At 73.3% G+C, this 12836-nt stretch carries 9 protein-coding genes; 3 read left to right on the top strand and 6 right to left on the bottom strand.

The features are described from left to right. On the bottom strand, positions 1-1125 hold the full coding sequence (locus AB6L24_RS36350; protein WP_405662642.1) for a winged helix DNA-binding domain-containing protein: 1125 nt from the start codon (positions 1123-1125) through the stop codon (positions 1-3). A gap of 174 nt (positions 1126-1299) precedes the next feature. Here AB6L24_RS36350 and AB6L24_RS36345 point away from each other — a divergent pair, with 174 nt between their 5' ends. Beyond that, complete coding sequence (locus AB6L24_RS36345) at positions 1300-2472, top strand: magnesium and cobalt transport protein CorA (RefSeq protein ID WP_405662639.1); 1173 nt, start codon at positions 1300-1302, stop codon at positions 2470-2472. A gap of 106 nt (positions 2473-2578) precedes the next feature. On the opposite strand, the gene AB6L24_RS36340 is transcribed toward AB6L24_RS36345, so the two are convergent. Then, positions 2579-4108 carry a glycosyltransferase family 39 protein gene (locus AB6L24_RS36340; protein ID WP_405662637.1) on the bottom strand — a complete coding sequence of 510 codons (1530 nt, stop codon included), beginning with the start codon at positions 4106-4108 and terminating at the stop codon, positions 2579-2581. Between the two features lie 128 nt (positions 4109-4236). Between AB6L24_RS36340 and AB6L24_RS36335 the strand changes: the two genes are divergently transcribed. Then, a complete protein-coding gene (locus AB6L24_RS36335; RefSeq protein ID WP_405662635.1) occupies positions 4237-4917 on the top strand; it encodes a response regulator transcription factor in 681 nt (226 codons plus the stop codon). After that, positions 4904-6364 carry a sensor histidine kinase gene (locus AB6L24_RS36330; RefSeq protein WP_405662632.1) on the top strand — a complete coding sequence of 487 codons (1461 nt, stop codon included), beginning with the start codon at positions 4904-4906 and terminating at the stop codon, positions 6362-6364. The genes AB6L24_RS36335 and AB6L24_RS36330 overlap by 14 nt, the downstream gene beginning before the upstream one ends. 134 nt (positions 6365-6498) lie before the next feature. On the opposite strand, the gene AB6L24_RS36325 is transcribed toward AB6L24_RS36330, so the two are convergent. The 4 genes from AB6L24_RS36325 to AB6L24_RS36310 form a co-directional block, all read right to left on the bottom strand. Next, the gene (locus AB6L24_RS36325) at positions 6499-7317 is read right to left on the bottom strand and encodes an MBL fold metallo-hydrolase (RefSeq protein WP_405662630.1); all 819 of its coding nucleotides are present in this window, start codon (positions 7315-7317) and stop codon (positions 6499-6501) included. Next, positions 7310-8182, bottom strand: a complete 873-nt coding sequence (locus AB6L24_RS36320; protein ID WP_405662627.1) for an NAD-dependent epimerase/dehydratase family protein — start codon at positions 8180-8182, stop codon at positions 7310-7312. Before AB6L24_RS36320 ends, AB6L24_RS36325 begins: the two co-directional genes overlap by 8 nt. A 140-nt stretch (positions 8183-8322) precedes the next feature. Further along, positions 8323-11154: an AAA family ATPase gene (locus AB6L24_RS36315; RefSeq protein ID WP_405662625.1), complete on the bottom strand. Its 2832-nt coding sequence runs from the start codon at positions 11152-11154 to the stop codon at positions 8323-8325. A gap of 380 nt (positions 11155-11534) precedes the next feature. Beyond that, positions 11535-12686 carry a barstar family protein gene (locus AB6L24_RS36310; RefSeq protein WP_405662623.1) on the bottom strand — a complete coding sequence of 384 codons (1152 nt, stop codon included), beginning with the start codon at positions 12684-12686 and terminating at the stop codon, positions 11535-11537. Positions 12687-12836: the final 150 nt, after the last annotated feature.

The raw sequence follows: 12836 nt of genomic DNA, 5'->3' as shown, positions 1-12836 counted from the left end.
TCACTTCGGGGCGACGACCCCGAACCCGATGTCGTACGAAGGCGCGTCCGCCGCGAGGAGCCGTGCCGTCAGCTCCCCCTCCGCCGCGACCTCCCCGCGCTGCGCCTGGGTGAGCTTCCCGAACGGCTCGACGGTGACCGTCACGGCACCGTCCTTGGCCTCCTCCAGACGCCACAGCCCGGCGAGGTACCCGTCCACCAGGAAGGTGCAGTGGGCCTGATTGCCCGTCCAGGTGCGGTCCTTGTGCGCGAGCGCCACGACGCGGGTGCGGTCGGCGTGGGACAGCAGGAGGTTGTCGTACTCGGGCAGGAAACGGGGCGGGGCCGGGGTCTCGGGGTCGGGTCGTGGCGCGTCGGGCAGGTCGAACAGCTCGACGCCGTGCTCGTCGCGGAACGTGCGGAGGCCGGGGCGCAGCCGCTCGAAGGCGTCGCGGAGCCGGGTGAGCCCGGCCCAGGTCTGCATGTCCTTGACGGAGGCGGGCCCGAAGGCGGCGAGGTAGCGCAGGACGGTGTCGTCGGGCGCGGGCGCCTCGGCGAGGGGGCGGCCGAGCCAGTGCTCGGCGGTGGTGAGGGCGACCTGCCCGCTGCGGCGCCACAGGCCGCGCGGGGTGACCTGGACGAGGGGAAGGCGGGCGCGGGCGGCGATGCCGAGGGACTGCGGGTCGGCGTCCGGCCAGTGGCGCAGCAGCTCGGCGCGGATCCGGGCGAGGGTGCGGGGCTCCTCCTCGACGTACGCCCGCGCGAGGGCGGCCAGCCGGTCCAGGTCCACGCCGTCCAGACCGCCCCGGAACATCCGCAGCTCACGGTCGATGGCGGCCTGGGTGAGCGGCCGCAGGGTGAGGAGGTCGTCGGCGGTGAGGGTGTGCACGGTGGACCGCATGGTGACGGCACGGACCGCGGCGCGCTCCGCCATCAGCCCGGAGAGCTCCATCGGGTCGAACTCCGCGAGACGGGCGGCGAGCGCGTAGTACGGCGGCTTCACGTTCTGCGCCTGCAGTCCGACGAGGTGGGCCAGGGCCGCGCCGGCGCCCATCGGGGCCCGCTCCAGGAGGAGCTGCCGGGCGAGGGTGGCGCGGTTGAGGGCCTGGCGGGTGAGGACGGGGGCGGCGGCCGGGGTCTTCGTCATGGTCCGCACGCTAGCGGGGCCCGCGGACAGACACGGTCCGCAAGAGGTGGGCCGCCGCCCCGCCGACATCCGTCGCACCCGCGCCATCTGCCGCATATATCCTGCTCCGGGCATGTCCGGAACAGATTCCACGCGTGCCGGGCCGAAGTCGGACGACCACGGGAAGGGCCGCCGGTGACTCCGGAGCGACGACCACACCGCCCGCAGCAGCCACGCAAGCACGCGTGGCGGCGGGCGTCCTCCCAGTCCGCGCAGGGCACACCGCCGCCCGCCGACACCACGAACCACCACCCGGAACGGGCCCCCGCGCCGGCGGCCCCTGCCGACCCGAGCGTCGTGGAGGCGGCGCTGTACCGCGACGGCGTCCGCGTCTCCTCCCCCGGCTCCCTCGCCGACACCTTCCGCGAGCTGCGCGCACAGCCCGACGGCATGGCGTGGATCGGCCTGGCCCGCCCCACGGAGCAGGAACTCCTCTCCCTGGCGGCCGAGTTCGACCTGCACGAGCTGGCGGTCGAGGACGCGATGGAGGCCCACCAGCGCCCCAAGCTGGAGCGGTACGGCGAGACGCTGTTCGTGGTCCTGCGCGCGGCCCGCTACCTGGACGCCCCCGAGGAGGTCGACTTCGGCGAGCTGCACGTGTTCGTCGGCGCGGACTTCGTCATCACGGTCCGGCACGGCGCGGCCCCCGACCTGTCGGCCGTACGCCGCCGCATGGAGAAGACCCCGGAACTCCTTCGCCTCGGCCCGGAGGCGGTCCTCTACGCCATCCTGGACGCGGTCGTCGACGGCTACGCCCCCGTCGTGTCCGGCGTCCAGAACGACATCGACGAGATCGAGACGGAGGTCTTCGGCGGCGACCCGACGGTCTCCCGCCGCATCTACGAACTCTCCCGCGAAGTGGTCGAGTTCCAGCGTGCGACCCGCCCCCTGGTGAGCATGCTGCACGCCCTCATGGCGGGCTTCGCGAAGTACGGCACGGACGAGGAACTCCAGCGCTACCTCCGCGACGTGGCCGACCACGTCACCCACACCAGCGAACGCGTCGACGGCTTCCGCCAGGCCCTCACCGACATCCTCACTGTCAACACCACGCTGGTCACACAGCAACAGAACGCGGAGATGCGGGCGCTGGCGGAGGCGGGCTTCGAACAGAACGAGGAGATCAAGAAGATCTCGTCGTGGGCGGCCATCCTCTTCGCCCCCACGCTGGTGGGAACGATCTACGGCATGAACTTCGAGACGATGCCGGAACTACGCTGGGCGATCGGCTATCCCTTCGCCATCGCCCTGATGGGCTGCGTATGCACAGGTCTGTACTTCATCTTCAAGCGTCGCGGATGGCTCTGAGAAATCAGTCCGCCGGAGGCAGGGGCGCCCCTGTGGTGGGCTCGCATCCCTTCCCCGCGGAACAACGTGACCGTCGGCGATCTCTTCCGTCCATGACCGACCGCGGTCACCTCATCACCCCACCGCTCGCTCCCTCGCGGTCGGATCCGGGGCTGCCCTTCGAGACGGGGGCGTGGTCTCGGACATAGACGGTGACGCGCGCCCCGTTGACCCGGGTTGTTCCGTGCGCGCGGAAGTGGCGCCGCAGGGTGCTCCTTTTCGCTTCCTCCTGCGGGTTGGCCCACGCGTGCGCACCCGCCGCGCGGACCACGACGATCCGGTCGAACTCCAGCATGCGTGCCGCTATTTCCTGGGCGGGAAGCTCGACACCTGCAAGTGTGTCCGTCGAAACGGGGTCCTGTGCCAGGGCGAGATCTGTCAGGAAACGGGTGTCCTCGGGGTTGGCCGCGGTCAAGATCCGGTGCTGACCGGCGAGATAGAGCAGCCCGTCGCCGGGACGGCCTTCCTTGCGTACGGTGGCGCCGATGGCGGTGGCGTCGTTGCTCCGGCTCTGGGGCGTCCTCAGCGAAAGGCTCGGCGGGACGAGCGCGGCCAGTACGGCAACCGCCGCGATCCACGCGATGCGGGAAGACCGCTGCCGCCGGTGGAACGAGTCCATCCAGGCACCCAGCAGCAACGCACCCCCGATGCTGCTGAAGAGCACGTACCGATCGACGAAGATGGGCTTGACCAGTGAGGCGATCAACAGCAGGAAGGTCGGAAGCACAAGAATCGGCACAGCCAGCGCGGCAAGCCGCACGGGCCCCCTCGCCCCCAGGGACGCTCGGGCACATGCCACGCCCAGGACCACCACGACCAGGACACCACGAAGCCGCACCGGTTCACCGATCCAGGACACCTGCCCCGACTGCCCCGCACTGTGGATCGCCAGCGGCAACAGCCCGGCCACGACGCCCGCGGCAGCCGCACTCCACGCCCTCAGCACCGCTCCTGGAACACGGGAGACGACCAGGGTGACGCCGTGTGCGACCAGGGCGAGGACCGCGAACTCATGGAACAGACAGGCCAGCAGCATGGTGGAGCCATAGACCACCCACCGCCACCGGGCGCGACGCTGGACGCTGACCACGAGCGCATAGGTGGCCCAGGCGACCAGGGCACAGACCATGGCGTACGAGCGGCCTTCCTGCGCGTACTTCTGCACCTGGGGAAGAAGCGCGAACACAAGTCCGGCCAGCAGCCCGGCACGGGGCCCCGCCAGGCGCAGCCCCAGCAGCCCGACTCCGCTCGCCGCCACGGACATGGCCAGCACCGACGGCAGCCGCAACGTCAGCAGCCCGCCGCCGAAGAGACCGAAGATCTCATGCATCACGGCGTAGTAGAGGGCATGGACCAGATCGGCGTGCTGGGCGGTGTGCCAGATCTGCGAAAGGTCGCGGTGCGCGAGCTGATACGTGACGGACTCGTCCCCCCACATGGTGTTCCGCCTGCGGATACCCCAGAGGCCCAGAGCGATGGTCAGCACCAGGGGCGCGACGACGACAACGGCTTTTGCCGGGCTCGCTGATGGTCGACGGGCGGGTACGGGAAGGGAAACCGTCCTGGCCACGGTGGGGACACGTTCATCAAGGGACATCGGCGACAGGGCCTTTCAGCAGCGGAGAAGACACCGCGCCAGCGTGCCGGGACCTCGTTGACCGGTTGCTGATCCAACCTGACCGGCCGATCAGGAAAGCGGCCCCGCGCTGTGCGACGCTGCACCCCATGCGCATCCTGGTGGTCGAAGACGAGGTGGACCTTGCCCATACCCTGCACACCGGTCTGACCGCCGAGGGCTACAGCGTCGACCTCGCCCATGACGGCCGACAGGGACTGTGGATGGCCCGGACCGGCGAATACGCCCTTGTCGTACTGGACTTGATGCTGCCCGGACTCAACGGCTACAAGGTCTGCGCCCAGCTGCGCCAGGAGGGCAACGCGACCCCCATCCTCGTACTCACCGCCAAGGACGGGGACTGGGACCAGGCAGAGGCCCTGGACACGGGGGCCGATGACTACCTGGCCAAACCCTTCTCCTACCTGGTGCTCGTCGCACGGCTGCGGGCCCTGGTCAGACGAGCCGCCACGGTCGCCCCGCCCGTCCTCGCGGTGGGCGACCTCTCGCTGGACGTCGCCGGCCGGGTCTGCCGCCGGGCCGGGGCCCGGGTGGACCTCACACCCCGCGAGTTCGCCGTGCTTGAGCTGCTGGCGCGCCGGGCGGGCCAGGCGGTCTCCAAAGCGGATCTGCTCTATCACGCGTGGCCCGACGAAGCATGGGACCCCAACCTGGTGGAGGCGCGCGTCAGCGCACTGCGCAAGAAGGTGGACGCCGCGTTCCACCGGCAGTCCTTGCAGACCGTACGGGGTACCGGCTACCGCCTTGTGGACGACCGTGAACGCGACTGAGCCGCGACGCCGCTGGTGGCCGCGTTCGGTACGGGCCCGCGCGGCCCTGGCCGCCGCGTCGACCGCCGCCGTCATCCTGGTCGGAATCGCTTGGTGGGTACACCGCGACGTCCAACGCCAGGGCACGCAGATCGCGCAGTTGCAGGCCGTGCAGCAGCTCAACACCGTCGTCGACCAGCTGAACGCGGGTGTGGTCCCCGTACGCAGAAGCATCGTGCCGTACGAGGTCGTCGCGACCGGCCGACGCACCGCTGTCGCCTACGGCGGAGGCATGGAGGACTTCGATCCCGGCACCCGCCATGTGCTGCCCGCCCCGACCGGGCAAGGGTCGCCCAATGTCGTCCGCCTGCCTGCGAACCGCGGCTACAACCCTGGGATCGCGAACAGTATGGCCGGCGGGACGTACCAGGCCATCTCTGCCGATATCAGCGCCGATGAACTGAGCAGCGACAAACTCTCCGCTCTGCGCGTCGCCGCCGACGCCAAGCTGCGGGTCTATGTGGTGGTGCTCCCGCACACAGCCGAGGCGATCACCAAGACCACCGACCGCCTGCTGCTGCGGGCCGGTCTCGTCAGCCTCGTACTGATCGCCGCCGTCACCTACTTCGCCGTCCGCATCGGGCTGCGGCCGGTCGAGACCATCCGCGTCCTCACCGCCTCGGTCACCGCGAGCAACCCCCGCGAACGCGTCACCGTCCCCGCCACGGGACACGAGATCACCGCCCTGGCCACCACCATCAACACCACCCTCCAACGCCTCGACAACGCCGCCGCCCAGCAACGCCGTTTCGTCGCGGACGCCGCGCACGAACTGCGCAGCCCCCTCACCACACTGCTGGCCAGCCTGGAGATCGCGCTCGCCTACCCGGAACGCACCGACTGGCCCGCCGCGGCCGCCACCGCCGCACGACAGACCCGCCGCCTCCAGGCCCTCGCCGAAGACCTGCTGCTCCTGGCCCGCCTCGACACCCGCGCCCCCACAGCCGACCCCGAAACCGTCGACCTGACAGCCCTCACCGCTCGGCTGACCGAGCAATACTCCCTCACCGCACGGCCGTTGACGCTCACCTGCGACAGCACCGCCCCCGCACACGCGCACGGAAACCCCGCCGCATACGAACGGCTGCTGCGCAACCTCATCGACAACGCCGCCCGCCACGCCGCACACCGCATCCAGATCACCGTCCGGAACCAGGACGACTGGGTCGTCCTCACGGTGCACGACGACGGACCGGGCGTGCCCGCCGAGGACGCCGAGCGCATCTTCGAACGCTTCGTCCGGCTCGACGACTCCCGCTCCCGCGACCACGGCGGCACCGGCCTGGGCCTCGCCATCGCACGCGACCTGGCCCACCGTCACCGAGGCACCCTCACCCTCACCCCCCGGACCCTCGGAGCATGCTTCCAGCTGCGCCTTCCCCGGGCCTCCGACCCGGTCGAGGATTGACGCGGCTCCTTGTGGTGAAGAGCCAGGCCTGCCGGTGCACGCGGCACATCCGGTGTCGCCTCGACGAACCAGTCCGCGTAGTGCGTGCCGTTCACGAACCCAGGCGGGAGTCGCAGGGCCTGGTCAGCTTCCCGTCACCGGGAAGTCCCGGCTTCGAAGCGAAGGTAGCGTTCGACGGACCGGGCGAGGACCTCGTTGCCCTGGGACGTGACGACCCGGTGCCACCAGGCGCCGTAGATGCGCTCGAAGCGGTAGCCGGCGAGGAGGTCGGCTGCCGCGCGGACCGCGTGCGGGCGCTCCGGGATGTGGTTGGCGTAGCTGTACATGAGGGTCACCCAGCGGTTGTCCGGGCAGACGTTGACCACGTCGCCCGTGAAGAGGGCCCCGTCGCCCGCGCTCCAGTGCAGGACCGCGCTGCCCGGGAAGTGCACGCCCGGGTTGATCAGGGTCACCTCGTCGGTGAGCTGGAGCGTGCGGCCGCTCCAGAACCGCACCGCCGGGTCCGGGCGGCCCACCCACTGCCGGTCGGCCTCGTGCAGGTGGACCGGGGCGTCGAAGGCGTGGGCCCACTCCACCATCGAGGAGTAGAAGTGGGGGTGGCTGATCGCGATGTGGTCGATGCCGCCGACCTCCTCGACGGCCCGCACCATCGCGTCGTCCAGGTACGGCACGCAGTCCCACAGCACGTTCCCGGCGGCGGTGCGCAGGAGCAGGGCGCGCTGGCCGATGGCGAACTGCGGGGTGACGCCGATGCCGAGGACGTCGGGCCCCTGCTCCTCGAAGAGGCCGCTGTGGCCCTCCTCGCGCAACCCGGCCAGATTCGTCCACTGCTGGCCGCCCCGGCCCACGTACTGCCGTTCGTCCAGGCAGACCGGGCAGTCCGGGCGCGCGGCGGCGTACTGGGTGCCGCAGGTGCGGCAGATGGGGGGTGCGGGGGTGGTGGTGTCAGTCACGGCTGCCTCCGGCGAGTTCGGTCAGGACGTACGGGCGGCTCGGGCGCCAGCCCAGTTCCTCGACGGCGCGCCGCCCCGACACCACCTGGTCGAGCGCGAGCGCCTCGGCGAACGGCTCCCCCAGCGCCTCGGCGGCCTCGGCCTGCGGCCACGGCTCGGCCCGGCCGGTGCCGCCCGCGGCGATGTCGGCGGCCGCCGCGAGCGCGACCGCGGGGACGGACTCCCAGGCCACGCCGTGCAGCAGGGCACCCGCGTGCGCCTTGGTCAGCGCGAGGGCGTACAGCTCGGCGAGGTCGTCGACGTGGACCATCGGCCAGCGGGTCGTGACCGGACCGACGTAGCGGCCCGCGCCGTGCTCCCGGGCCCAGCCGGTCATCAGGGCGGGGATGCCGCCGCCCCGGCCGTACGCGATGCCCGGGCGTATCACCACGGCCCGCACGTCGTCCGCGGCGGTGGCGAGCACCCGCTGCTCGATCCGCGGCCGGTAGCCGACGATCGCGATCGGGTCGGTGGCGGCGTCCTCGGCCAGCGGGGTGTCCCCGGTGGCGCCGAGCACCCACACGCCGCTGGTGTAGACGTACGCGCGGCCCGTGCCGCGCAGCGGCGCGACCAGCGCCTCCAGGGCGGCGGTGTCCACCGCCTCGTCGCCGGTCGGCGTGGCCAGGTTCACCACCGCGTCCACGTCGTCCGTCACCGCCGCGCGCAGCGACGACGGGTCGGCCAGATCGCCGACCCGCACCGGCGTGCCCGGCTGCGGCCCGGCCCCGTTCTTGACCAGGGGCACCACGTCGTGCCCCTCCCGCGTGAGTCGCGCCACCACCGCGGAACCGATGTATCCGGTGGCACCGAGGACCAGAACCTTCATCAAATCTCCCTAGTGGACGTGCTCGAACGGCAAGGCGGCTCGAACGGGAAGACAGTAGGAACCGCGTCCGGACCTGCGGATCCGTCGAATGACCTGGGTGTCGTACCGGCGTTCGTACGGGGCGGGGCAGGGGGTGGGCCTCAGCCCAGGTCGAGCGCTCCCAGTGCGGCCCGCGAGGCCACACCGAGCTTCGGGTAGGCGTTGGACAGGTGGTAGCCGACCGTGCGCGGGCTCAGGAACAGGCGCGCGCCGATGTCCCGGTTGCTCAGGCCCGTCGCCGCGAGCCGGACCACCCGCAGCTCCTGTGCGGTCAGCCGGCCGACGAGGTCCGTGCCCGTCGCCGGCGCGGCGGGGCCGGCTCCGGCGGCGCGCAGCTCCGTGCGGGCCCGGTCCGCCCAGGCGGCCGCCGGCATCCGCTCGAACGACGCGAGCGCCGTGGCCAGTTCCTCCCTGGCGGCGGCCCTGCGCTTCGCCCGGCGCAACCACTCCCCGTACAGGAGCCGGGTGCGTGCCTCCTCGAACGGGCGGCCGTCCCCCTCGTGGGCGGCGAGCGCCCGCTCGTAGAACTCCTCGGCCCCCGCGCCGTCGGCGGCGAGCAGGGCGCGGCAGCGCAGCTCCACCGCGCCCGCCCACGCGGTCCCGGTGGCCCCGGCCCAGTGCGTGAACCGGTCGGCGGCGCGCCGGGCTTCGGCGGTCCGGTCGGTGCGGACGGCGGCCTCCACCTGGTCGGGCAGGCTGTGCACGGAGACCATGAGGTGCCGCTGCGGGCCGCCGGTGAGGCCGGCGAAACGTTGCAGCGCCCGGTCGTAGCGGCCGAGCCCGAGGTCGAGCAGGCCGTGCGCCCTCGCCAGCCAGATCGGGATCGGGGCGACACCGAGGTACGGGTCCCGCCCCCCGGGCCCCCGCCCGCCGCCCGGCCGGTCCCCGCCCTCCGGTCCGTCGGCACCTGCCAGCCCCTCCGGACCACCGGGCTCCTCCCCTTGGAGCGCGGCAAGCACCACCAGGACACCGCTGAGCATCGTGGCGAGATGGCGCTGACCGGTGTCGCAGGCGATCTCCAGACCCTCGACCGCCGTCGTGTACGCGTCGCGGTGCCGCCCCAGGAACAGCCGCAGCCGCGCCAGGCGCAGCAGCACCCGCGGCAGCACCCCGACGGCGCCCTCCGCACGGCACTCCCGCTCCAGGGCGACGGCCTCGTCGTGCACGGTGCGGTACTCGCCGAGCAGCATGTCCCAGCCGTGCAGCCGCACCTGTTCGGCCAGGCTGCGCTCCTTCCGGGTCGCGACGACGTACGCGGCGAACTCCCGTACCGCCGCCGCCCCGCCCGCCGCATCACCCACCAGCGTGTCGAGCACCCCGGCCGCGCCCCGGTGCACGGGGTCCCCGCCGAAGTCCAGACCGGCCGTGCGCGCCCGGGTGTCCCTGGCCGCCGCGGCCGGGTCCGGGGCGTCCCAGGCCATGACGGCCGACTCGAACAGCAGCCACGCCCCCGTTGCCGGACTGCGCGCCGTCACCTCGGACGCCGCGTCGACGAGCAGCAGCCGCGCCGACTCCGCGCGGCCCTGCCCGTGTTCGAGCGCCGCCCGGACGCTGGCGAGCCTTGCGCGGGTCGGCGGGCTGCTCACCTGCCCCACCTCGTCGGCGAGCGCCCCCGCGAGCTCCACCTGTCCGGCCTCGGCCGCGGCGGCCGACGCGGCGGCGAGGCGCAGCGACCGGGCCTCCTGGTCCTCGGTGAGCCGTGCGGCCCGCCGGTAGGCGGCGGCGACCGCCGCCCGGCCGCCCCGTGCGCGGAACTGCTCGGCGCTGCGCTCCAGTTCGGCGGCGACCTCCTCGTCGTAGCCGACGGTCGCCGCCGCCAGGTGCCAGGCCCGGCGGCCCATGTCCCCGGCGGCGGGCGCCGCTTCGGCGAGCGCCCGGTGCGCGGCCGCGCGCTCGACGAGGACCGCTCCCTGGTAGGCGGCGGCCCGCGCCAGCGGATGCCGGAAGGCGATGCGGCGCCCGGACACCCGCACCAGGTCCGCCGCCTCCGCCGGGCCGAGGTCCCCGGCGGCCGCGCCCACCCGCTCTCCCGCCGCCAGCACGAGCGCCACGTCACCGGTGTCGTCCGCGGCGGCGACCGTCAGGAGCAGACGGGTCGGCGCGGGCAGCGCCCGGATCCGCTCGTCGAAGATCCGCCGCACCCGCCACGAGGCCGGAAGCACGGCGATCTCCCGCGCGTCCAGCGGCTCGCTCCCGTCCCGCTGGGCCCCCGTCAGCGCCCCCGCCAGCTCCACCAGGGCGAGCGGATTGCCCTGCGCGAGCCCGAGGATCCGGCTGCTCACGTCGGCGCGCAGGTCGGGCGCCCGGTCGACGAGGAGCGCCGCGCCCTCCGCGTCGGTCAGCGGCCCGAGGTGCAGCACCGGCAGGCCCGGCGCGGCGTCGAACACCACCGCGTCCTCGTGCGCGGCGAACACCATGGCCACCCGCCCCCGGCCGAGCCGACGGGCCGCGAAAAGCAGCGCGTCCACGGTCTCCAGGTCCAGCCACTGCGCGTCGTCGACCAGGACGACGACCGGACGTTCCCCGGACAGCTCGTCGAGCAGGCCGAGCGTCGCGGCCCCGACCAGGAAGCGGTCCCCCGCGGGCACGTCGTCCAGGGCGACCGCCCCGCGCAGTGCCCGCAACTGACGCTCCGGCAGGCTCCCGGCCCGGTCCACGGCGCCCCGCAGGAGCAGGTGCAGACCGGCGTACGGCAGCGCCGCCTCCGACTGGACACCCGTGCACCGCAGCAGCCGGGCTCCGTCCGCCGCCGCGGCGCACCGGTCGAGCAGCGCCGTCTTGCCCGACCCCGCCTCGCCGATGAGCACCACGGCGCCGCCCCTGCTCGCCCGGGCTCCCGCCAAGAGCCCGTCGAGGACCTGCTGTTCGTGGTCCCGGCCGCTGAGGCCGACGGGCACCCGGTCGACGGCGCCTGCCCGGTCCGCGTCGGTCATCGGTGCTCTCCCGTTCTTCGGCAGGCCGCCGGGCCCGACTCGTCCGGAGCCCCTTGTCGTGCGACCGGCTGAACCGGTTCCCGACCGGCGCCGAGCCTTCTGCGCATGCGATGTCCCCCCGTCATGCACCGCCCCCTCCTGACCGGTGCCTGCGGCTCCATGATCTCCCTGCGCGGAGGCATCGCCAACGTCGGGCGGCCCCTCCAGAACAGCCGGAGACCTCGCTGACGTGGGCGTCTTCAAGCGGACGGACCGGCTCCGACGGCCTCGCGCGGGGTGGGACGCAGGCAACTTCCCCTGTACGTCCGGTCAGTTGGGCGCCTGCACGCCGGAAGCGGTCGGGCGTCTGCACGTCCGGGCCGTTGGGCGTGACGCCCACGTCACCGGAGCACGACCGTGACCCCATGGGATTCGAGGAGTCGGACGATCTCCTCGAAGTACGTGAGCCCCTGCTCGGTGTCCCAGATGTCGTCCGCGAGAGCGTGGCGGGCGACGTCGGCGTCGTACCAGGTCAGGGTGAAGGGCGCGGCCACGCCGAAGCCGCCGTGCAGGCAGTCCTTGAAGGCGTTCCACTCCCGGCCGTAGTAGCCGCCGGGCCCCGCAAGGGCCTCGGCCAGGGCGCAGTGCAGGCCGGGGACGTCCGTCGCGTGCCTGCCGTCGAGGTGGTGGACGCCGCCCCTGCGGTCCGGGCCCTGTCCGCTCATGCCGGTGGCGGTCAGGTCGAGCCACGCGGATCGGCCCTCTGCATCGAGCGGTGCCCATTGGTTGCGGGTGGCCGGGGCGCCCTCGTACCAGGTCTCCCAGATCGGGCGGGCCGACCGGGGAGGCCGGTCGTCGCCGCCGTCGGTCAGCTCGATGTCGAGGAGGGTGCCGCCGAGCACCGACGGCCGGGCGGACTCCACGCCCAGGTACACGTGGTGGCGGTGCATCACCCGGCCGGTGCGGTCCAGGGCCCACAGCCCCACCCAGTCCCGCTCCCGCCCGCGCGGGCGGCGCAGGACGGCGAGCAAGGGTTCGGCGGGCTCGCAGCCGACGAGCGTCATCGGCGTGGGCGCGGGGTCGTCCCGCTCCACGAACAGCCCGTCCACGGCCAGGCAGTGACCGGCCGGCCCGAGCGTCCTCGCGGGCCCCGCGAACAACTTGAAGCGCGGTGCCGCAGGGAGGGTGTCCGACCAGGCGTGCTCCTCGTCCACGCCCGCTCCGACCACGACGTCCACCAGGGCCGGATCGTCACGGTTCGGTCGAGAGGTGAGGACGACGCAGTCGAGCAGCGACCACCACTGCCACGGCCGCTCCTCGTCCCACACCTCGACGCACACGTCGCCCAGCGAGGCGGTCGGCTTCCCGCCCGGCGCCAGCGCGTCGCGCAACGGCCCCTCGGGCGCGCATCCCCGCAGCGTCAGGACCTCGCGCGGCGGCGGCACCTCGTCCACGAACATGCCCTCGGCACCCGCGCACCGCCCCCAGAGCTCTTGCCGGTCCCCCTGGCCCTCCGCGGCCCCCTCGCTCTCGTGGACCAGGAGGTACTTCACCGGGAAGCCCCGCCCCCAAGCGGCATGATCCTCGCCCCGCACGCAACCCCCGAACACCTGAACGCCCTTCGGCGCCCACGATACGGCGCCGGTCGCGGGCCGCTTCGCGGCCCCTTCGGCCGGTCGCACCGCCCCCGAGCCCCCGGTACG

Origin of the sequence: Streptomyces sp. RK9 (genome assembly GCF_045070545.1) — a bacterium.
Taxonomy (GTDB): Bacteria; Actinomycetota; Actinomycetes; order Streptomycetales; family Streptomycetaceae; genus Streptomyces; species Streptomyces alboflavus.
This window is presented reverse-complemented; position numbering and strand designations above follow the sequence as displayed.